15 protein-coding genes and 1 pseudogene are annotated in these 21,220 nt (G+C 63.1%); 11 read left to right on the plus strand and 5 right to left on the minus strand.

Annotated elements, in window-relative coordinates:
- Position 1: 1 nt before the first annotated feature.
- Complete coding sequence (locus AB4851_RS25650; protein ID WP_414449326.1) at positions 2 to 1,312, minus strand: cation:proton antiporter; 1,311 nt, start codon at positions 1,310 to 1,312, stop codon at positions 2 to 4.
- A gap of 188 nt (positions 1,313 to 1,500) precedes the next feature.
- Between AB4851_RS25650 and AB4851_RS25655 the strand changes: the two genes are divergently transcribed.
- The gene (locus AB4851_RS25655) at positions 1,501 to 1,830 is read left to right on the plus strand and encodes a hypothetical protein (RefSeq protein ID WP_414449327.1); all 330 of its coding nucleotides are present in this window, start codon (positions 1,501 to 1,503) and stop codon (positions 1,828 to 1,830) included.
- 158 nt (positions 1,831 to 1,988) lie between these two features.
- Positions 1,989 to 2,162 carry a hypothetical protein gene (locus AB4851_RS25660; protein WP_414445239.1) on the plus strand — a complete coding sequence of 58 codons (174 nt, stop codon included), beginning with the start codon at positions 1,989 to 1,991 and terminating at the stop codon, positions 2,160 to 2,162.
- A gap of 275 nt (positions 2,163 to 2,437) precedes the next feature.
- On the opposite strand, the gene AB4851_RS25665 is transcribed toward AB4851_RS25660, so the two are convergent.
- Complete coding sequence (locus tag AB4851_RS25665; RefSeq protein WP_414449328.1) at positions 2,438 to 3,688, minus strand: phosphatidylserine decarboxylase family protein; 1,251 nt, start codon at positions 3,686 to 3,688, stop codon at positions 2,438 to 2,440.
- 305 nt (positions 3,689 to 3,993) lie between these two features.
- Here AB4851_RS25665 and AB4851_RS25670 point away from each other — a divergent pair, with 305 nt between their 5' ends.
- From AB4851_RS25670 to AB4851_RS25685, 4 genes and pseudogenes are all read left to right on the plus strand, one after another.
- Positions 3,994 to 6,663, plus strand: a complete 2,670-nt coding sequence (locus AB4851_RS25670) for a type VI secretion system Vgr family protein (protein ID WP_414449329.1) — start codon at positions 3,994 to 3,996, stop codon at positions 6,661 to 6,663.
- Positions 6,660 to 8,681 carry a phospholipase D-like domain-containing protein gene (locus AB4851_RS25675; protein ID WP_414449330.1) on the plus strand — a complete coding sequence of 674 codons (2,022 nt, stop codon included), beginning with the start codon at positions 6,660 to 6,662 and terminating at the stop codon, positions 8,679 to 8,681. The genes AB4851_RS25670 and AB4851_RS25675 overlap by 4 nt, the downstream gene beginning before the upstream one ends.
- Positions 8,682 to 8,684: 3 nt before the next feature.
- Positions 8,685 to 9,980 carry a DUF6396 domain-containing protein gene (locus AB4851_RS25680; RefSeq protein ID WP_414449331.1) on the plus strand — a complete coding sequence of 432 codons (1,296 nt, stop codon included), beginning with the start codon at positions 8,685 to 8,687 and terminating at the stop codon, positions 9,978 to 9,980.
- Between the two features lie 181 nt (positions 9,981 to 10,161).
- Positions 10,162 to 10,215: pseudogene (locus AB4851_RS25685) on the plus strand (hypothetical protein); the annotation flags it as partial.
- A gap of 42 nt (positions 10,216 to 10,257) precedes the next feature.
- On the opposite strand, the gene AB4851_RS25690 reads toward AB4851_RS25685, so the two are convergent.
- Positions 10,258 to 11,424 (minus strand): hypothetical protein, encoded by a 1,167-nt coding sequence (locus tag AB4851_RS25690; protein WP_414449332.1) that lies wholly within the window; start codon positions 11,422 to 11,424, stop codon positions 10,258 to 10,260.
- 750 nt (positions 11,425 to 12,174) lie between these two features.
- On the opposite strand from AB4851_RS25690, the gene AB4851_RS25695 reads away from it, so the two are divergent.
- The 4 genes from AB4851_RS25695 to AB4851_RS25710 all read left to right on the plus strand — a co-directional run bounded on the left by AB4851_RS25695 (position 12,175) and on the right by AB4851_RS25710 (position 17,868).
- Positions 12,175 to 15,210 carry a LodA/GoxA family CTQ-dependent oxidase gene (locus AB4851_RS25695; protein ID WP_414449333.1) on the plus strand — a complete coding sequence of 1,012 codons (3,036 nt, stop codon included), beginning with the start codon at positions 12,175 to 12,177 and terminating at the stop codon, positions 15,208 to 15,210.
- Positions 15,207 to 16,346: an NAD(P)/FAD-dependent oxidoreductase gene (locus AB4851_RS25700; protein WP_414449334.1), complete on the plus strand. Its 1,140-nt coding sequence runs from the start codon at positions 15,207 to 15,209 to the stop codon at positions 16,344 to 16,346. Before AB4851_RS25695 ends, AB4851_RS25700 begins: the two co-directional genes overlap by 4 nt.
- A 183-nt stretch (positions 16,347 to 16,529) precedes the next feature.
- Positions 16,530 to 17,333: a nucleotidyltransferase domain-containing protein gene (locus AB4851_RS25705; RefSeq protein ID WP_414451946.1), complete on the plus strand. Its 804-nt coding sequence runs from the start codon at positions 16,530 to 16,532 to the stop codon at positions 17,331 to 17,333.
- Between the two features lie 118 nt (positions 17,334 to 17,451).
- Positions 17,452 to 17,868, plus strand: coding sequence for a carboxymuconolactone decarboxylase family protein (locus AB4851_RS25710; protein ID WP_414449335.1), 417 nt, complete (start codon positions 17,452 to 17,454; stop codon positions 17,866 to 17,868).
- A gap of 76 nt (positions 17,869 to 17,944) precedes the next feature.
- Here the strand turns inward: AB4851_RS25710 and AB4851_RS25715 are convergent, their stop codons facing one another.
- On the minus strand, positions 17,945 to 18,583 hold the full coding sequence (locus AB4851_RS25715; RefSeq protein WP_414449336.1) for a LysE family translocator: 639 nt from the start codon (positions 18,581 to 18,583) through the stop codon (positions 17,945 to 17,947).
- Between the two features lie 281 nt (positions 18,584 to 18,864).
- Between AB4851_RS25715 and AB4851_RS25720 the strand changes: the two genes are divergently transcribed.
- On the plus strand, positions 18,865 to 20,331 hold the full coding sequence (locus AB4851_RS25720) for an ISNCY family transposase (protein WP_414447630.1): 1,467 nt from the start codon (positions 18,865 to 18,867) through the stop codon (positions 20,329 to 20,331).
- Positions 20,332 to 20,761: 430 nt separating this feature from the next.
- Here AB4851_RS25720 and AB4851_RS25725 read toward each other — a convergent pair whose 3' ends face one another.
- Positions 20,762 to 21,214, minus strand: a complete 453-nt coding sequence (locus tag AB4851_RS25725) for an Imm26 family immunity protein (protein ID WP_414449337.1) — start codon at positions 21,212 to 21,214, stop codon at positions 20,762 to 20,764.
- Between the last annotated feature and the right edge of the window lie 6 nt (positions 21,215 to 21,220).

Raw genomic sequence — 21,220 nt, forward strand, 5'->3', positions numbered from 1 at the left:
GCTATCCGAACCGGTGATACCGATTCATCAAGGGCGTGGCCGATACGCCATGCACGATCACCGACAGCGCGATCACGCCCAGCACGACAGGCGCCAGCGGCCGGGCCACGGCCGGTGCGTGTTCGATCGCGAACAGCAGGTAGTAGAACGAACCGATGCCGCGAATCCCGAACCAGCCGATCAGGCGGCGCTGCGTGGCGGTGGCCGGCGAGCCGGCCAGCGACAGCCTTACCGCGAGCGGCCGAATTATCAGCATCAGCGCGGCGGCCAGCGCGGCCATGGCCCATGAGAACTGCGTCACGACGAACGTGGCGAGCAGGCTGCCGATCATCGTCATGATCACCACCTCGGCGATCCGCTCCAGTTCGATGGTGAAGCCGAGCACCGATTCGGTCATGTAGGCGTGGGCGCGCTGCGGGTCCTGCTCCGTTGCGCCGATATCGTTCGAATCGACCGAGCCGATCACCTCGGTCGGCGCGCTCGGGCCGCTCGCGCGATGCTCGACGCGCCGCATCGCCACCCCGGCCGCGAACGCCGACAGGAAGCCGAACGTATCGGCCAGTTGCGCCACGCCGAACGCGATCACGATCAGCCCGAGCGCGAAGAAGCCTTCGAGCCCGAGCGCCTGTGCATGATGCGTGCGCAGCCGCGTGATGCCGTGGGTGGTGATCCAGCCCAGGCCGGTGCCGATCGCGAGCGCGCCGACGATGCCCCATGCGGTGTGCAGCAGGAACGGCAGCGAGGCCGGTGCGGCGCCTTGCGTCATGTCGAGCTGCCCGCACAGCGCGAGGCCCGCCAGCACGAACGGCAACGAGATGCCGTCGTTGAGCCCGCCTTCGCCGGACAGCGCGAAACGCACCAGATCGACGTCGCCGGGGTTGCGCACCTGCACGTCGTGGGCCAGCACCGGATCGGTCGGCGCGAGCATCGCCGCCAGCAGCAGGGCCGGCCCCCATCCGAGGCCGAGCAGCCAGACCGCCGCGCCGGCCAGCAGCGGCACGGTGACGATCATCGCGATGAAGCCGAGCCGCGCCGGCAGCAGCCAGCGCCGGTCGAGCGCGGCCACGCGCAGGCGCAGGCCGATCGCGAACAGCGACACCAGCAGCGCGACCTCGGCGATCTGCCGCAGCAGCTTCGCGTCGCGCCCGAGATCGAGATGCATCATGCCGAGCCCGGCCGGCCCGAGCGCCGCGCCCACCGCCAGATAGATCATCGCGGTGCTGCATGGCAACCGATGGAGCGCCGAACTCGTCACGCCGACCACGATCAGGACGCCGCCGACCATCAGATACCACAGCGTTTCATGAAGCATCGAGATTCCTCCGTCGCGGATGGTGGGAAGGGTGCGATGCGCGCGAGGAACGTTGCGCACGCCACCATTTCCGACCGAGTGCCCATGACCCAAGCAAATATCGCGCCGCGCGTGCGTTTTGGCGCGGAACGCGTCTTGCGTGCCCTGGCGGTTCCTCAACCCTCAACCACGATCGTAAGGAACCGACCATGCAATCAGTCAAGCCGATCCTCCCGCACTTGCTCCGCGCCGCCATCGGTGCTTCGCTGGCCGCCGTATTGGCCGCATCCCCGGCCGTCCACGCCCAAAGCTCCATGCAGCCCGCCACCAACACGCCGCAGGGCGCGCGCGGCGAGACCCCGCATTACCCGGCCTCGGGCGTGGCGGGCCAGGGCGCCGAGCCGATGCAGGGCGCCAGCCCCGGCGGCAACGGCATGAAGCCCCACACGAACAAGCCCAAGGGCGCGCGCGGCGAAAACCCGCATTACCCGGCGCCGGGCATGCCGGGGCAAGGCGGCAGCGCCGCGCAGGGCAACTGATCGACTGCGCCGGCCGGGCAGAATCTACAAAGCGTGTAGCAAAGACCGGCCGGCGCGCGTGACCGCCTCGCCCGATGTGGCGTGTGCCGCCTGGCATCGGGCAGGAAGTTTCGCCCGATGCCGATGGCCGGGGCGACCCGATCCTCACAGGAGCAACGATGAACGCGATTCCCATGACAGCGAACCACCGGTTCCCGATGTCCGCATCCCATATTCCGCCGTTTCCCGATCCCGACCCGGTCGATCCGCCGGGCCAGGACGATCTGCCCGGCATCCCGCCCGAACCGCTGCGCGACCCCGAGCGCGTGCCGCCGTTGCCGGTCAGTGCATGACCTTGCGTAACCGTTGACCGCTGACCGTATCGCCTGGCCGGCGCGTCAGGCCGATATGCGCGTCGCGACCGGATCGCTCGCTCAACGCCAGCGCCGCCTTGGCGGCCTGTTAGCCGCGCGTCGGGTTCTGCCGCGTGATCGAATCCATCGGGCTGATCGCCGCATCGTCCTGCCCAATGTTCACGCGCTGCCGAGCGCCGGCCGCGACGATCTCGTCGAAACCGAACGCGCCGCCCGGCGGCCCGGCAGCGCGCGATCGACCCCGACGTTTCCGCTCAACGCGCGATCGCCAACGCGGCCCCGACCGGCAGCACCGGCGAATCCCGATCGGGCGCGGCCTCCACGAGAAAGCGCCCGACCACGCCCGGTTCGAACAGCATGCAGTAGGTCGAGCCGCCGTACTGGAAGTAGCCGATTTCGTCGCCTTTCGCGACGCGCTGGCCGGGGAACGCGTCGATCACGCACGACGACACGTCGCCCATGCCGACGAACACGCAGGCCACCGTCCCCATGCCCGGGTCCTCGCACTCGATCACCACCACCGCACGGGTGGCCACCGCCGTCATGTAGCCCTGCGAATCGTTGAGGCCGGACGGATCGAGCCCTTCGACGTCGGCGGCCGAGAAATAGCTGCCCGGCACGCGATAGGCATGGGTGATGGTGCCGCCGACCGGCGCGTGCCAGCGGTGGTAATTCCACGCACTCAAGTAGGCCTGATAGACGTCGCCGCCCACGAAGCGCTCGGCCAGCAGCGACTGAGCGGGCGTCAGCATGTCGCGAATCGAATACGGCTGCGACTTGATCCAGAAATCGTCGAGGCGCTGCACGCGGCCGGCGATCTGGTACGGCGCGGCCTCGCAGGCGTTGACCACCACGCGCGCGTCGCCGGGTTCCGCCACCGGGCGCGCGCCGTCGCGAAAGCGCCGCGTGAAGAAGTGATTCCACGATTCGAAGCCCCAATGGGGTTCGCCGGGTCGGCAGATGAATTCGTCGAGCCGCATCCGCTCGCGCGCCTCGTGGCAGAACCAGCCGTCCGGCCCGCTGTCGTGCAGATGGGTGCGCGAGTGCGGGCCGGACAGGAACGCCGACCAGGTGGTCAGCAGCTTGCCCAGTTGCGTGTTGACGGCCTCGTCGCGGAACAGCGCATAGCCGGCCGGCATGCACATCGGCCAGTCGAGCAGGGCGTTGACGGGGCACACGATCAGGCCGGTCTCGCTGAACGGCGGCGCGTAGCGCAACACGGAGTCGAGGATCGTCATGAGGTCGTCGATGGTCGCGTAGCCGAGCCCATAGCCGGCCTCCAGCGCCTGTTCGATCGCGCGGCTCAAGCCCATGCGCAGCATCGGATCGCGCTCGAACAGCGCCGCCAGTTCGGCCACCACGGCGGAACGCGGATGCGCGCCCGCCTGCGCGTAGGCATCGTGGGCGAGTTGCCGCCGGTACGCGGTCATGTGCTGTTCCTCGGCGGCGAGCCAATCGCCGAGGCGGCGGCGCGTGCTGCGGGCAGGGCCTTGGATGGGGGGCATGGGGGTCTCCGGGTAGGGGGTGCCTGGAAGTAGACAGCATCCTGCGTGCCCGAGGGCCAGGAATTCATTCAAATGTTTTTAATGAGATTTGTTCGCCTACAAGATGATTTTGAATTTATCAATTGGTTAATTCTTAAAAATGACTTATCTATAATTATTTATCTTATTTAATTTATAAAATTTCTTTGACGAATTGCGATTGATCCGTTTAATATGCCTCGCGAGAAAATGACGATTCGAGTTTTCAATAAAATAACTTCATAGAAATTTCGACGCAAAAAATCCAAAAAATCCGAGAGGCCCGCATGTCGACGATCTTGATGTCACAGGCGTACGAGTTGAAGCTGGCGTCGCATCCGGCACCCATGTCCGTGCTCCGCTTTACGGGCCGGGACGCCGTGAGCGAGCTATACCGCTACCACATCGAATTCACGAGCCCGATCGCAGCGATTCCGATGGGCCAGGTGGTGGGTCGTCCCGCCAAATTCGTGGTGGCGCCGGTCGATCCGAACAGGGATTATCTGCAAAGGATGTTCGGCGAAAACGCCGAACAGTTCAGCAAGGTGCCCCCGGCCTATACGATCCACGGCGTCATCACGGAGTTCGACGAGTGCGGCACCTCGGGCGACCAGACGCACTATCGGGTTCTGCTCGAACCGAAGCTGGCCGATTTGAACCGCGGCGTCACGAGCCGGCTATTCCAGAATCAATCGATCGAGGAGATCGTCACTCATACGCTGCGCCATCATGGCTATCGGGCGGGAGTCGATTTCCGGTTCCAATTGCGCGGCCAATACAAGCGCCGTGAATACGTCACCCAGTATCACGAGACGACCTTCGCGTTCATTCAACGGCTCTGCGCCGAGGAAGGGATGTGGTTTCGCTGGGAGCAGAGCAAGGATTACGCGGTGCTCGTGCTGGGTGACGATCTGGATGCCTATGCGCGCAAGCAGCGCACGGTGTCGTACCTGCGCGACGCGGGGCTCGAGAGTTCAGGCCAGGATGCGATCAAGACGCTCGAAAAGCGCACCAGGCGGGTACCCGAAGCCGTGCGCCTGCACGACTACAACCACCGACAGGCCGGGGTCTCGTTGCTGGTCGAGGAAAACGCGGCGCGCAACGACCCGACGACGAGCGGCATCGATTACCAGTGGGGCGAGCACTACGCCACACCCGAGGAAGGTCGGGGCCGGGCACGCCGGCGTCACGAGGCACATCTGGCCAGCCAGATCACCTTCAAGGGGACCGGCAATCCGTTCTGGCTCGAAGCCGGTGAAGTGATGCGGCTCGCGCCGAATCCGGCCGAAGCGAAGCATGGGATTTTCGTGACGTCGGTGCAATCGCAGGGGGGCCGCGATCAATCGTATTGGGTCACCTTCGAGGGCGTGCCGTCGGACCGCGTGTGGCGCACGCCGGTCGCCACGATCGATCGACCCTCCATCGGTGGCGTCCTGCCGGCCCGGATCACCTCTCCGGGCGATTACCCCTACGCGTATCTGACCGAACAGGGGTGGTACGTGATCAAGCTGCCGTTCGACCTCGATGGATGGAGCCCGGGCGGCACCAGCCGGCCGGTGCGGTTCGCGAAACCGTACAGCGGCGACAACTACGGGCATCACTTCCCGCTGATCGACGGGGCGGAGGTGGCGGTCGTCTTTACGCACGGCGATCCCGACCGGCCCGTGATCATCGGGGCCATGCACGATAGCCTGCATCCCGATCTCGTCACGAGCCAGAACCACACGCGGAACCTGATCCGCACCGCCGCGAGGAACGAGCTGCGGATGGAGGACAAGAGAGGCGTCGAGCACGTTCACCTCACGACGCCGTATCGGGCGAGCGAGCTCAACCTCGGCCACATGGTCGATGACAACCACCAGGCGCGCGGCAAGGGAGCGGAGCTTCGTACCGACGAACACGTGGCGATCCGGGGCGGCAAGGGCGTTTTCATTTCCGCCGACATGTTGTCGGTGCCGAGCGGGCCGCAACTCGACATGCGGCCAGCCCAAGGGCGGCTTGAGCTTGCGCTTCAGCAGATGCAGTCGCTCGCCGATGCGGCGCAAGCCGCCGAAGCGGTCGCTGCCGATTACGCCAGGCAGAAAGTCCTGCTGGACGAAACCTTGGGCGAACTGAAAAAAGCTGGCGTGCTGATCAGTGCACCGGCCGGCGTCGGGATCGTATCGGGCGACCACCTGCAGCTCACGGCCGGCAAAAACCTGATCGCAAACGCGGGCGGCAATGCCGATATCGGCGTCATGAAGCGATTCACGGTGGCTGCCGGCGAGGCCGTCTCGTTGTTCGCTGCCCAACTCGGCATCAAGTTGTTCGCCGCGAAGGGGAAGGTCGCCATCCAGGCGCAAACCGACGACATGGCGTTGGCGGCGTTGAAGGACGTCACCATCACCAGCGCCGAGGGCCGGCTCGTGCTGTCGGCCGCGAAGGAGGTGTGGATCGGCGCTGGCGGCTCGTATATCCGGATCGACGCCAATGGCATCGAGAACGGCACACCGGGGGACATTCTCGAGAAGTGCGCGTCGTGGAACAAGCCAGGCCCCGCTTCGGCACAAGTCGGCAGTGCGCTGCGGAACAGTTTGCCTGCCGCGCGCCTGGTGTTGAATCTGGCAGCCTCGCCGTCCGCCATGGCGGCCATTCCGCAGGATGTACCGTACAAGCTGTACGCACAGGGCGCGTTGGTCACGCAAGGGATCACCGATGCAACCGGGCGGATTGTCATCGATCATCGCCCGGGCACGCAATCCTATCGGCTCGAGTTCGCCAATGGGGTCGCCTACGACATTCCTGTCGGTGAGGCATTTCGCGGCGATGCGGCCAATGGGCAATTGGCCAATCAGGGCTTCCATTTCTTCGAGCAAGGCGAGAACGGCGATGGCACTGATCGTGCCGCCCATCGCCTGCAGTATTACCGCTTGCTGAATCCCGATACCGACGCTCCGAACGCGGAGGCCCGGTCATGAGTCAGCCGGCAGCCATTACCGTTCCGATTGCGCGATCGTGTGGCGATACGGCGACCTTGACGTTGCCGCATCACGTGCAAGGCGCGGAATACAAGGCGAGGGAGGCGACGCACTTGCCGCTGGTCAACGGCGAGGAGGCGTTCGGCGCTGTCTACGATGCGATTGCCATGGCGCAACACAGCGTCGAGATTGTCTGCTGGGGGTTCCAGCCGTCGATGTACTTCAAGCGTGGGTCGTCAAACCAAGGCTCGCTGTCGATCGGGGCGTTGCTGCTCGAACGGGCGCGACGCAACGTGACGATTCGATTATTGGTGTGGGGCGATAAATTCCATGTGGCGCAATTCATGGAAAACATGATGCCTGGCGGTCGATTTTCACAAAAACCCGACAATCGGAATTCAGCTCAAAGAGAGTTTGATTTGTGGTGGTATTGGCAGGTCAAGCTGGATAAAAAGAATCGGTTGGGAACCGATGCGACGGGGGCCGATTTGTATCAGTTTCCGATGAATTACGTGGCAAAAGGTATGGAATATGAAGCCAGGCGCGCGCAGTTGCCGTTTCGTGACCCGGCATTCCGCCATATCGAATTCGCCACGCGGGATTTCACCATGATCGAGCGCGCCGAAATTGGATGGCGAACGGCGACGGACAGTCAATACAGCGAGCGCAGCGTCAAATCGAAGGTCCAGAATAGCGTCGCAATGGGGCTGGCGCCGTCACACCATCAAAAAATGGTGCTGGTCGATTATGAGCATCCGGAATTGGCGACCGGTTTTGTGATGGGGCACAACACGCTCGACGAATACTGGGACACGAGCCGCCACGGCGATACGCGCATGCATCCCAAAATGGGACGCAACGGATTTCTGCCGCGGCAGGATATTTCCGCTCGTGTCACGGGGCCGATTCTGATCGATTTGAACCAGAATTTCTGTCAGGCATGGGATGCAACGACGGGACAACGGCTGGAACAGCAGCGGGGATCGGTGAAGGCCCCGTTGCTTCGCTGCGGCAAAGACGATTTGCCGGTGATGGCGCAGATCCTGCGCACTCAGCCCCAAGTCAAGAAAGAGGGCGTGAAAGATGCCAAGCGTGGGGTGAAAGACATCGAGCGTCTTTACCTGCAAGCGGTCAACAATGTGACCAATTTCATTTATATCGAGAATCAATTTTTCCGATTTCCGCCGCTGGCTGAAAAGCTGACCAATCTGGTCAAGGCGTATCAGGCTGGTGGGCGCAAGACGCCGCTTTATTTGTTCGTCGTGACGAATTCGAGCAACGACGGGATTGGGTTGGGTACTGTGAGTACCTACCATATGCTCAATGCGTTGGGGCGTGCGGATGTGTTGCCAGGCGTGTCGAAATTGGAGCGTTCGGACGAATTGGAGAAGCAATACAAGGAAGCACTCGGGGCGAAGAAAACGGCCGATCTCGCATATGAGCGTGCAAAGCGGGTGGAAGTCGATCCGTTTTCTGGTTCGGGGCAGTATGCCGTGAACAATTTGATCGCTGCGCAACGGGATGCCGCGGAAGCCGCTCAGCGGGTGAGCGACCTGGAAGTTCAACTGGAAAAGGCCAAGACCGAGAACCCGGAGAAGCTCAATATTCCCGGGCTCAATGTGCATATTTGTACCCTTGTTCCGCCGGATACACCGAAAGGTAAAACGTGGGACGAAGTTTATATTCATTCGAAGTTGATGATTATCGACGATGTGTTCGTTACGCATGGCTCGGCGAATGTCAATTTGCGTAGCATGGAGGTGGATAGTGAGTTGAATATTTGCCACGAGTCTATGCGGGTTACGCAGCCGCTGCGGGAGAAGATATGGAGGATTCATGGGGGGGATAAGGCGGTGGGGGAGAAGGATGGGAATGGGAGGTTGGATGCGGGTGTTGCATTTGAGGAGTGGGGAAATATTAATTTGAAAAATAAAAAGATGAGACGTGAAGGAGGTGCGCCATTGGCATCGCTGATCGAATTCTATCGAGATGATCCGAGTCGCTCCTATCTGGATTAAAATATGAGACTCATTACCTTAGTGTTTCTGGCAATTTCCAGCTTATCTGCTTGCTCGAAGGAGGGTGATTTGCCCGGATCGTTTGACCTTGCTGGCGTACGCGCCAATCTGGCGTTCACCTGTAGCCGCGAAGCGGATCGACTACCTGCCATCGATTCGGACGTTGATGCATTGTTCCGCTATGGCCGTTATTTACAAACACGCGATGGGCCGAAGAACTTCGACGAAGTTGCACGCTATTTTCGAATCGCGACGGCGCATGGACATTACAAGGCTAACCACAACGTGCAGCAATTGGTGTCGCATGGCATGGCCAGTTCTCCGAATGCGGCACACGAAGCAGTCGAGTGGGCGAGTCAGTTGGTCAATCAAGGTATTCCGATGGGTTACTACGATATCGGCTATTACCTAAATTCCGGATATGGGCTAAAGCAAAACAAGGAACTGGCGCTGAAGTACATCCGGAAGGCTGCTGACCTCGGCAATGCTGATGCCCAGTATTATGTTTCACAGTTGCTTGCCCCCCGCGATAAGGCACCGGCTATTGCCGAAAAAATGCTGGAATGTGCGGCTGATCAAGGGCACGGGCGGGCCGCTTACGAGTTAGCGATCCATCTATCCTATTTAGGCAGGTCCGACGAAGCCGTGCAGGCCTATCAGAAAGGGGTGGCTGCCGGAATCAGCGGAACCGCGATGAGTCTTGAAGACGCTTTCCTGTCGCCAGAGTCGCTTGATAAGCAATTCGCTCTCGACGTGCCAAAAGATCCCGAGCGGTCACGTCGCTATCGAATAATCGCTCAGTTTTTAAGGAATAACCAACTGGCGAACCCGAAAGTTCCTGACATCGACCAGATCGTTCCGTTACCGCCGGCGAAACTCCCACCATGGGACGGTACCTTCGAATGGGAAAAGCAACGCGCTCAGGTGCCGCCCAAACCATCGGAAGAATTGATCGACCGATTGGCAAAGGAAAAAAACCTGAATCCCGAGACCGGATGGCCGCTTTCGGCTGATGCCCAGATTTCGAGGGCAGCGGCGTCGCCCGAATTAATCGCTCGATTGCCATTGGGCTCAACGGCGCGAGCCGGAACGCAGTGTCCCGAAAGCGGAGTCTGGTGTGCGCAACTTCGCCCGGGCCTTCAGGCTGAAACGACACGGATTTTCAAAAAGGGCGACGAACTGCCGATGATCGACTATTACGAACCGCGTCCGCTGGCCTTGCTTGATCGCGTAATGGGCGAACGCCGCTTGACGACAGACGTCATGTGGAAGCTGGTCACCTACGAGGACAAAACGTGACGATGCAAGCCGCCTGCCGATCAAACCCAAGCTCCAATCCCGAAACAACCCGCCTCCGTTTTTAAAGAACCCCCAATCATGATCAACCTCATCCGACTCGGCGACACGACCGACCATGGCGGAACCGTAATCACCGCGTCGGTATGAATTGCAGGCGGTGCCCACCCCGGGTATGACCGACATGAAATTCGTGCTGTCCGGGCGCGAGCTTCACTACTTCAACCAGAAGCAGGCGTGGACGCCATTCGAGTGGCCCGGCCAGTCGCCGCCTTTGCGCTCATTGCGATTGCGTGCACGGCGCGGGCGCGGTGCTGTTGATCAGCGCGGCGCTTTCCTGCGCCACGGCCTGCGCCGCGATCTGCTGCAATCGCACGGCCAGCGTGGCAGGAATGCCGAGCTGCTGCGCGGCCACCTCGGCGGCGCCGAAGCGCGTCGCATCGCCCCCCGTGATCTGCGTGAACAGCACGAGGCCGGCCAGATAGGCGCCGTTCACGCTCGGGTGCATGTAGTCGGGCGCGCTGATCTGCGGATCGTTGACGGCGTTGATGCCGTACCAGAGCAGCGGCAGGCTCGCGCTGGTCGTGACGAACGGATCGGAATTCGCGACGCCCTGATTCCACGCGAGCCGCCACGCCTCGCCGGCCGGCGCGACACCGGCGATCGCGCCATCGACAGCCGCCGCGTTGTAATACGCGTCGTGGTTCGCATCGGCGAGCGTGTTCAGCGCGGTTTGATATTGCGCGGCGAAACCCGACGCGCTCGTGCTGCCGGCCAGCGTTTGTGCGAGATCACCGCGCGCCCACGGCTCGTACAGATACACGTTCGCATGCGGCGCCGCACCGTGCACGGCGCTCTCGATCGTCTTCACGCTCGCGCAAAAATCCTTCGGATTACTGACGCTGGAGCCGGTCAGCGCCGACGGCAACGGCTTGACGCTGAGTTCCTGCAACACCACCGCGTTCCAGCCCGGCTGGGCGATCACGCTGGGGGCGGCCGCGAAATTCTTCGCGAGGCTCGTTTGCGAGATCGCTTCGATATGGACGTCGTAACGCAACCCGGCCTCGGCCGCGAGCTGCGCGAAGATCGCCGGAATGCCGCCCCACGGCCCGGTTTCGAGCTCGGCGCGCGCGCCGGTCTGGCCGTAGTTTTCGTCGACCACCAGCGTCGAGGCGCTGGTGGAGCCGGCCGCGCCGCCCGAATGATAGGGGCGCACCGGCGCATAGCGGCCGTGCGTGAAGCTGTCGCCGACGAACAGGATGTGCTGCACGCCCGCTGCGGACGCCGACGACGTGGAAGACGATGTCGCGCTGGACGAGGCGGCGGCCTGCCCGCCGTTGTTGCCGTCGCCGCCACCGCAGGCGGCGAGCCATGCCGCGAGCGTGAATGCCATGCCGCATGCGGCGGCCAGCCGGGCCGCCTTTCGGGAAAACTGCTTGTCGATCACGTTGCCTCCGTTCGGGTGCGCGGCGTTGCGCCCGCGCGACCCGGATGCTGCCGGCGGCCTCCGGTTCATGCCGATGGGGCCGCCTCGATATACGGCGCGCACGTTCCGATGCCGCGCCGATCCCGCTCGACGTTCGGTGCGATCGCTCGTGGCAGGGCGATATCGGCGATATACGGCGCGGCGATATTCGGCGACGTTGCGCGCTTGCCCCGAGCGAAGCGGCAGCCTGCCGTCGATCCTGCCGCGCAGGCTACGGGGGAGTGCGGGGCGTGTCCAATATGCTTTTGCGCACGCACCCATATCGGTGCGATATGCGAATGCGGATGGGCGTGGCAGGCGCGTTGGGGCGAGGTGGTGGCTTACAAACAGCCTGGGTGAGTGGCGGCCGCGGGAACCGGCGGCAGGAATTACCCCGAGCGTGCCGGATACGTGGGCAGCGTGCTGCGCGATGCCGAGTCATACCGGTTCGATCGGCCCATATTTAACGGCATCGCGATCGTATTCTTCAATCGATTTTCGATAACAAAATCGGCGCAATTATTTTGTTATATCGATTAACGGGCAAACGTTTTTCTCATATTGAAGTTTCACGATTAATCGGTAAGCTTCGCTGCTGATCCTTCCTGCAGGCGGCTCCGGGGCGTGAGGGATTGACAGCGTCGAATCAATGATTTGAATAGGTTCCTTGCCTGCGCGTCGGGCAGCGAAGGCGCACGGCATTCAACGCGATCGAGACATTCCGAGGAAAACATGGAAAAGAAGAACAACGCGCTTCACAACGCGATTCCCCCTTGCTTTACCGAAAAGGATCAAAGCACCGAGCGCCTGACCGAATTGTTCGTCGGTGTGGCGCAGGCGCGCCGCATCAAGAACGGCCAGACGCCGGCCGAACGGGCCGTGTTCCGCAAGCTGCACGGCGTCGCGCATGCGCGGCTCGAGATCGACAAGAAGATTCCCAAGCACCTGAAAGTCGGCGCGTTCGCGCAAGGCACCCTCAACGCGTGGGTGCGCTTTTCGAGCGACACGGTGCCTGCGTCGGCGGACCTGAAGACGACGCTCGGCATCGGCATCAAGCTGTTCGGCGTGCCGGGGCAGAATGCGCTCGGCGAGCGCGGCGACACGGCCGACTTCATCATGCAGAACCACCCGGTGTTCTTCGTCGACAACGCCGAGGAGATGGTGGCGTTCACCTACGCCGGCGTGGTGGCGAACGATTACCCTGGCTATCTGAAGGCACACCCCGAAACGCAGCGGATTCTCGACGAGATGGCCAAGGTGGAAGGCAGCGTGCTGACCGCCGACTACTGGGCGATCCTGCCGTTCGAGGCCGGCAAGGGCGGCAAGAGCGGCAAGGACGTGCAGTACGTGAAATACCGGCTCGAACCGGAAACCCGACCGGAAAACGTCCCGAACAACGAGGCGGATTACCTGGCGACCGATCTGGCCCGGCGCCTCGCCAGCCGCGAGTACCGCTTCCGCTTCATGGTGCAGGTGCGTACCCCGCAGCCGGCCGATCCGGCGAAACAGACGATGCCGCTCGATCGCGCCACGGTCGAATGGCCCGAATCGGAAAGCCCGTACGTGCAGGTCGGCACGCTGGTGCTGCCGCAGCAGGACGTGGGCGCGCGCGGCCAGGCCGAATACGGCCAGGGGCTCGCGTTCAACATCTGGCGCGTGCCCGAAGTGCAGAAGCCGGTGGGTTCGCTGGCCGAGGCGCGCAAGGTGGTGTACGCGGCCAGCGCCCGTGCCCGTCACGAGGCGAACGGCCAGCCGCTGCAGGACCCGACCGAGCCGCGCGAGGCGGCGCCCGCACCGGCGCCGCTCGATACCTGCATCGTCAAGGCCGTGATCTACCCGTCGATCGGCGTGGCGCGCGTCGGCACCAGCGACGATTGGTTCATCGGGCCGGAAGTGCCGTATCCGCCGGCCGAAGCGGCCGGGTTCTATCGCGACGCGAAGCAGCGCCTGAAGCGGCAGGCGGCGCGTTTTCGCGTGTATGGCGTCAATGCCAAGGGCGAGATCGTCGAGGAACTGCACGCCGGCAACGCCGACATCGAATGGAAGGTGCAGCTCGCGAACACCAAGGCGGCGTGGTACGGCTTCCAGTTGGCGCTCGATATCCCCGAGGCCGCTTCCGCACCGCCCACCACGCTGCGCAACCCCGGCGTGCCGGACCGCGCCGCGCTCTCGATCACGCCCAAGGCGCGCAAGGTCGCCGGCAAGAAGGGCGCCGCGGTGCAACGTTTCGACGACGGCAAGTTCATGGACAAGCCGGTGTATCTCGGCGAGTTGCGCACCGACGACCAGGGCCGCCTGGTGGTGCTCGGCGGGCATGGCGTGTCGGCCTCGTACGACGGCAGCCGCGCGGTCACGTTCGGCAACAACGAGGGCTGGCACGACGACGTGTCCGACGGCCCGGTGACCGCCACCGTCACCTACAAGAAGCAGCCGCTGCTCGTCACGCCCGCGTGGGTGGTGGTGGCGCCGCCGAACTACGGGCCGCAGCGCAAGTCGGTGCGCACCATGTGGGATCTGATGCGCGACCTGGCGATCAGGAACGCGATGCTGCCGATGCCGGCGCGGCCCAGCTTCACGCACGACATCCTGCCGATTTTCGAGCGCCTGAACGGCCTGCAGTGGGTCAACGCCGGGTTCGCGGCCGGCTTCGGCTGGAAGGGCATGGTGGATCTGACCAGCGAGGACGCGTTGGGCCGCCTGTCGAGCGCGAGCGGCGCGTTCGTCGAACTGCGCCGCACCATCGCGCTGCAGTTCCGCAACGTGGCGATCGACGGCGCGTCGCCGAAGCCGTGGCCCTGGCTCTACGGCGATGCGATGGCCGTGCCGGCCGCCAACACGCCGCGCCAGAATTCCACGCTGTCGGCCACCCAGCTCGCCATGCTGCAGGCCTGGGCGGAAGGCAATTTCATCGAGGATTACGATCCGAAGCACCGGCACCCGGCCAAGCTGGAGGATTATCCGCTCGCCCGGCGCGGTGACGTGCTGACCCAGGCCGCGCTCGATTTCTGTCTGGCCGACGCGTTCCATCCGGGCTGCGAGATGACCTGGCCGGTGCGCTACGCGAGCATGTATGTCGCGCCGTTCCGCTTCGCCCACGCGAAGGAGGGCTGGCAGGCCCCGAACCTCGGCGAGGTGCTGACCGGCGATGCGCTGACGCTGCCGAACGGCCCGATGGCCGGCCAGCAGGCGGGCGGCATCACGCGCTGGATGGCGGTGCCGTGGCAGACCGATACCGCGAGCTGCCGTTCCGGCTATGACAAGACCTACGATCCGTACGTCCCGTCGTTCTGGCCGGCGCGCGTGCCGAACCAGGTGCTGACCCGGGAGAACTACGACATCGTGATGGACGAGAAGCGCCCGCTCGGCGAGCGGCTCGCGGCCTTCGCCAATCGCGCCGCGTGGATCGATCCGCTCGGCTCGACCAGCTACACGCAGCAGATCAACAACATGATTGCCCACTTCGATCATCTGGGCGTGGTGGAGGTGCGCGAGGGGCCGTCGGATCGCGCGCACTTTCCCGCGCTCGTCGAGGTGGAGGATCAGCACGTGCCGATCAAGGACGTCAGCCTGACCGGCGCCCGGGCGAGCGACGATCCGAAGGCCGAGGGCAAGGGCAGGCTCAAGGCCGGGATGGCGGCTGTCGAGGCGAGCGCTCATGTGTCGGGTGCTCAGGCGCAGGTGGGGGCGGTGTCCTACGCGAGCGCCGATTCGGTCGATCTGATGACGATCGAGAAGGTGCGGCGCTTCCCGCACGGCCTGCTGCGTTGAGCGCTTCGCCGGTATTGACGGCGGATGTGGCGGTGATCGGCGCCGGGCCGGCCGGCGCGATCGCCGCGCTCAATCTCGCGCCGTTCCGGCGCGTGCTCGTGATCGACAAGGGCGGGGCCAGCGCGGCCCGCATCGGCGAGAACCTGCCGGCTGCCGCCGGCCGGCTGCTGCGGGACATGGGGCTGTACGACGCGTTCGTCGCGCAGGGCCATGCGCCGAGCCGATATCTGCGCAGCGCCTGGGGCGGCGCGCAACTCGCCGATACCGATGCGATCCGCAATCTCGACGGCCCGGGCTGGCATCTCGATCGGCCGCGCTTCGACGCATGGCTGCGCGAGGAGGCGAGCCGGCGCGGCGCGGCGATCGTCGCGGATACCGCGGTGCGCGGCATCGAGCGCAGCGGTGGGTCCGACGGCACCTGGCAACTGGATTTGCTGCGCGCCGGCCGGCCGGTCGCGGCCCGGGCGCGGCTCGTGATCGACGCGAGCGGGCGGCGCGCCGTGCTGGGCAGGCGGCTCGGCGGCGGGCGCGAGCCGCTGGATCGGCTTGTCTGCGGCTGGATCTTCGGGACGGATGCGGGCTCGAGCACCGGCAACGGCGGCGACGCGAACGAGCTGCACGCGGAACCGGGCGGGTGGTGGTACACCGCGTCGCTGCCCGATCGCGGCCGCGTGCTGGCGTTCTATACCGATGCCGATCTGCCCGACGCGAGCAGCGCCCATTCTCGCGACGCGTTGCTGGCGCGCTTGGCCGCCATGCCCGAGCTGGCCGAGATGGTCGGCCGGCTCGATGCGTGCGGGTTTCGTCCCGATGGCGCATACGGCTTTTGCGCCGCGCACACCGCCACGCAGGCGGCCGTGGCGGGTGAGGCGTGGCTGGCGGTGGGCGATGCCGCGCTCGCGTTCGATCCGCTGTCGTCGCAGGGTTTGTTCAATGCGCTCTATACCGGGTTGGCCGGCGCGGACGCGGTCTATCGTCATGACGTCGAGGGCGTGCCGGCGGCACTCGACGCATATCGGCAGCATATCGACGGGATTCGCGATGCGTATCTGCGGAATTTGAGTGCGTGCTACCGGATGGAGACGCGTTGGGCGGATCGGCCGTTTTGGCGGAGGCGGGGGGAAGGGCGCGGGTGATGGGGGGATGTGCGATTCGATCGAGGTGCGTTACGGGCATCCATATCGCTTCGCCAGCCCGATGCGGTTGCATTCGGGCAGGGAAACGATATGCTGGACGACTTTCGAGGGAATCCCCGCGCCAAGCATCGGGTGGGGATGAAAGAAATCGATGCGGCGCCGATCGCACATCAAAGTGAAAATATGAAATCGAATCTGCCGGTCCTGAGCGACCATCCCATCGATCCCGATGTGCGCGAGCGCATCATGGCCGAACTGGCGGCGATCGAAAGCACGCATGACGTCAAGATCCTGTATGCCTGCGAATCGGGCAGCCGCGGCTGGGGTTTCGCCTCGCCCGATAGCGACTACGACGTGCGTTTTCTGTATGTTCACAAGCTCGAGTGGTATCTGCGCGTCGAGCCGCAACGCGACGTGATCGAAAAACCGATCGACGACGAGCTCGATGTCAGCGGTTGGGAAATTCGCAAGGCCCTGCAATTGCTGCATCGTTCCAATCCGACGCTGCTCGAATGGCTCGATTCCCCGGTGGTGTATCTGGAGGAGCCGGCCTACACGAGTGAACTCAAGGCGCTGGCGCGCGCCTTCTTTGCGCCCATGCGCGGCCGGTATCACTACCTGTCGATGGCAAAGAAGAATTTCCGCGGCTACCTGCAGGGCGACGACGTTCGCTACAAGAAATACCTGTACGTCCTGCGCCCGCTGCTGGCCACGCGCTGGATCGATGCAGGCAAGGGTATGCCGCCGATGCGCTTCGCCGATCTGGTCGCCGGTACCGTGACGGACGCCGCCTTGCTCGGCGAGATCAACGACCTGCTGGCCATCAAGATGCGCGCCGGCGAGGCCGAGATCGGTCCGCGCCGGCCGGCCATCCACGATTTCATCGAGACGATGCTGCGCGAGGCGGAGATCGAGGCCGACTACAAGCGTGCGGAGGGGGAGATCGCCATGCTCGATGGTTTTCTGAGGCGCGTGACGCAGGGGTGAGCGCATCCCGCACACCCGACGCGGCACCGTCTACCATGTCGGCTCTGCCGGCTGGCGCGCTCGTTTAGCGCCGCGCCAGCCGGACATCTCGACTGAAACCTCTTCGAAAGGCCAGGTAATGACCACCGTAACGCTGCTTGCCGACGACGAACTGTCGCCGGCCGCGAAAGCCGTCTTCGACGATATCCGCGCCACGCGCAATTCCGATTTCGTGAACAACTTCTGGCGTGCGCTGGCGCACGATCCCAAGACGCTCAAGCGCACCTGGGAAAGCATCAAGGAAGTCATGGCGCCGGGCGCGCTGGACCCGAAGACGAAGGAAATGCTGTACGTGGCGGTGTCGATCGCGCACGGCTGCGCGTATTGCATTCACTCGCACACGGCCGGCGCGCGGGCCAAGGGCATGACCGACGAGGAATATGCGGAAATGCTGGCGATCGTCGGCATGGCGTCGGAGACGAATCGGCTGGTGACCGCGCTGGGCGTGCCGACCGACGAGGCGTTCATGGTGGCGACGCCGGGAACGGGGGCGTAACGGGGAGCGCCGTTCCGGGCGCGTCGCGAACCGCATGCATTGTGTGATGCGCCGGCCGAAGCCGGCGCGCCTGGCGTTATGCGGCCGGTTTGCCGCGCACCAGGATGTTGACGGCGAAGAGGCCCAGCACGGTGCCGGCGATCCAGCGCTGGGCGCGCATCGCCGAGGGGCGCTTGCCGAGAAAGCCGCTGACGCGTGCCGCTGCCAGCACGATCATGCCGTTGACGAACACCGAGATGGCGATCTGCACCACGCCAATCTGCACGAACTGCGTGAACGTCGAGCCGGCCGCCGGGTTGATGAATTGCGGAATCAGCGCCGAGTACATCAGGGCGATTTTCGGGTTCAGCACGTTGGTGACGAAGCCCATCGTGAACAGGCGGCGCGGCGAGTGCGGCGCCAGCTCGCGTGCCTCGAACGGCGACACGCCCTTGGGCTTGAGCATGTTCCAGGCAAGATAGCCGAGATACAGTGCGCCGCCGATGCGCACCACGTCGTAGGCCAGCGGCACGGCCTTGAACAGTGCGGCCAGGCCGAGCCCCGACGCCACCAGATAGCAGACGAAGCCGAGCGCGACACCGGCCAGCGAAATCATGCCGGCGAGCCGACCCTGGGAAATCGAACGGGAAGCCAGATAGATCATGTTCGGCCCGGGCGTCAGGACCATGCCCAGGGAAATGACGGCGATGCCGATGAGGTTTTCGGTCGGAATCATGAGCATGACTGCGTTCTCTCTTTGGTTTGTTGGATTCGATGTCGATCAGGTGCTGGCGCCGAGGCTGGATGGGGGCGCGGGGCTTGGCACCCGAGCAATATCCATGAGGGGCGACGGCGGGTCAACTTCTGCGTGGGATGATGGATTAGTTATTTGACATAATGCGAATTAACGAAGTTAAATCTGTTAGTCCTAAGTTCAAATGTCGTGTTTCCGCTAAATTGAAATGTCGTGTTTGCGGGTTCAGGCTGGCGGCCAGCATTGCTTGAGGAGCGCTGGCCATGAACGCAACTGGGACGATCACCATGTCGATGACCGAGCTGGACCGGTTGAAGGTGGTACAGGCCGTTTGCGAGCGGCGTCTGAAACCTAGTCAGGCGGCGGATCGGCTCGCGTTGAGCGTTCGTCAGGTGGAACGCCTCGTGCAGCGCTATCAGGCCGCGGGCGTTGCCGGACTGGTTTCGGGCAAGCGTGGGCGACCGGGCAACCATCAGTTGGCCGATGGGCTGGCGCGACGTTCGCTGGCCATTATTCGCGAACGCTACGCGGATTTCGGGCCGACGCTGGCCTGCGAGAAGCTTCGGGAATGTCACGGCATCGGTCTGGCGGTCGAGACGGTTCGCGCGCTGATGAGGGCTGCGGGTCTATGGATTCCGCGTAAGGATCGACCTGCCAAGGTCTACCAGCCCCGCAATCGTCGTGCGTGTCTGGGCGAACTGATCCAGATTGACGGCAGCGATCACCGGTGGTTCGAGGAACGTGCGCCAGCCTGCACGTTGTTGGTATTCATCGACGATGCGACTGGCCGGCTGATGACGCTGCATTTCACGGCGACCGAGTCGACGTTCAGCTATTTCGAGGCGCTGGGCAAGCACCTGGCAGCGCACGGCAAACCGGTCGCGTATTACAGCGACAAGTTCAGCGTGTTCTATATAAAGGATCGTGCCAGTACGGCTGGCAAAGGCGTGACGCAGTTTGGCCGCGCCCTGTACCAACTCAATATCGAAGCGTTTTGTGCGAACACGAGTCAGGCCAAGGGGCGTGTCGAGCGGGCCAACCTGACGTTGCAGGACCGACTCGTCAAGGAGCTGAGGTTGCGGAATATCAGCACGCGCGAAGCGGCCAATGCGTATGCGCCCTCCTTCATCGCTGATTTCAATCGGCGCTTCGGCAGGCCACCGAAGAGCGATCACAACGCACATCGGCCGCTGCGCGATGACGAGGATCTGCGGCAGATTCTGGCCTATCGGGTGCCACGCAAGGTCACGAATGCGCTGACCGTCCAGTACGATCGGGTGATGTATTTACTGCAGGATACGGTGCCCAATCGCAAGCTTATTCATCAGTACGTGGAAGTCGTTGAATATCCCGACGGCACGATCGAGATTCAGGCTGATGGTGTTGTATTGCCGTACACGGAATACGACCGGATTACGAAGATCGATCAGGGTGCGGAGGTCGAAAACAAGCGGCTCTCACATGCGCTTGCGGTGGCGCGTTCCGTGCAGGAAATGCGTGACGATCGACGCGCATCGGGCTCCCCTTCCCGCACTCATATGGGCGAGGAAGTTCGAGCGAAGAAAGCGCTGGTGGGTATGAAGAAACAGCGGGCGATCACGCTGGCGGATGTCACACAGGCCGTGCACGAAGTGAGCAGCAAAAAGCATCAAGAACGGGGGCTGGGCGGCTACGCCGCCCAGCCCAAAAACACGAGGAAAAGTACCGTAAAACCCGACATTTCTATTTAGCGCAGACCCCGACATTTGAACTTGGCGCAGACAAAATCGCGATGCTGATCTGGACCTTTTTGCAGTTCGCAACTTTTCGGCCACACATCCGCAACACACCAGAATTCCGACCAACGCACTCTGCGCGTCGGCCGCTCCTGATCCGGCCGACGCCCTCAGAGTGATAAATAAAATGCGATATCCGAATCTGCGTTATGGGAAAACCCCCGAATTTCATTATTGCACGCAAAACCGACCGATTAATGATTTGGTGCGTGAATTACGCCGTTCAGAAAGAACTATTTCCGATTGGCTTTCTGGAAAGCAACGCGTTCCGTGGTGGTTCCAGAAATTTTGCGAATTCGGTCGTATGAGCGAGAAACAACACTCGCGTTGTTTCGGAAAATCGATACGATGCGCATGCTGCCAACCAGGATTCCAGTTGCTCTACTCACAGCTCCGTTAGTACTTTCTCAACAAAGCCCGCACCTGCAAGACCAGCCTTGGGGTAATCCAGCGGATTACCTGAAAACGGCTCCTCACTCAACTCAACACTTGGATCGTCTTCTGCATACGAGATCAAATAAGTGCGCTTAGTGAAGGGATCTTCCCTCACAAACTTTGGAATTGGCCAGTCTTCGGCACGCCAACCCTTCAAATGTGAAGCGACGATCCAAGCACCATTCCTTAAAGACAAATCCCCAAATATAAGAATTTTTGTAGCGCGAGATGGCGTCAAGCCTAGCTCGGAGTAGTCATTCACATGATCGGGAAAACCTTTAAAAAAATAGCCCGCAACAATCCCTTTTTTCGTGTTGGCTCGTGCAACAACGCCAAGGGCGCGCCCCCCGTCGCGCAAGGGCACTAGGAACACATCCCCTTCGCAATATGCGAAAGCTCTCATTGCTTC

Source organism: Burkholderia sp. 22PA0099 (genome assembly GCF_047497165.1).
Lineage (GTDB): Bacteria > Pseudomonadota > Gammaproteobacteria > Burkholderiales > Burkholderiaceae > Burkholderia.

Bases quoted from the DNA above. Each gene is read 5' to 3' on its own strand.
- AB4851_RS25715 (WP_414449336.1), bottom strand. From the start codon at position 18,583: ATGATTCCGACCGAAAACCTCATCGGCATCGCCGTCATTTCCCTGGGC.
- AB4851_RS25675 (WP_414449330.1), top strand. From the start codon at position 6,660: ATGAGTCAGCCGGCAGCCATTACCGTTCCGATTGCGCGATCGTGTGGC.
- AB4851_RS25670 (WP_414449329.1), top strand. From the start codon at position 3,994: ATGTCGACGATCTTGATGTCACAGGCGTACGAGTTGAAGCTGGCGTCG.
- AB4851_RS25660 (WP_414445239.1), top strand. From the start codon at position 1,989: ATGAACGCGATTCCCATGACAGCGAACCACCGGTTCCCGATGTCCGCA.
- AB4851_RS25705 (WP_414451946.1), top strand. From the start codon at position 16,530: ATGAAATCGAATCTGCCGGTCCTGAGCGACCATCCCATCGATCCCGAT.
- AB4851_RS25665 (WP_414449328.1), bottom strand. From the start codon at position 3,688: ATGCCCCCCATCCAAGGCCCTGCCCGCAGCACGCGCCGCCGCCTCGGC.
- AB4851_RS25650 (WP_414449326.1), bottom strand. From the start codon at position 1,312: ATGCTTCATGAAACGCTGTGGTATCTGATGGTCGGCGGCGTCCTGATC.
- AB4851_RS25710 (WP_414449335.1), top strand. From the start codon at position 17,452: ATGACCACCGTAACGCTGCTTGCCGACGACGAACTGTCGCCGGCCGCG.
- AB4851_RS25720 (WP_414447630.1), top strand. From the start codon at position 18,865: ATGAACGCAACTGGGACGATCACCATGTCGATGACCGAGCTGGACCGG.
- AB4851_RS25655 (WP_414449327.1), top strand. From the start codon at position 1,501: ATGCAATCAGTCAAGCCGATCCTCCCGCACTTGCTCCGCGCCGCCATC.
- AB4851_RS25680 (WP_414449331.1), top strand. From the start codon at position 8,685: ATGAGACTCATTACCTTAGTGTTTCTGGCAATTTCCAGCTTATCTGCT.
- AB4851_RS25725 (WP_414449337.1), bottom strand. From the start codon at position 21,214: ATGAGAGCTTTCGCATATTGCGAAGGGGATGTGTTCCTAGTGCCCTTG.
- AB4851_RS25695 (WP_414449333.1), top strand. From the start codon at position 12,175: ATGGAAAAGAAGAACAACGCGCTTCACAACGCGATTCCCCCTTGCTTT.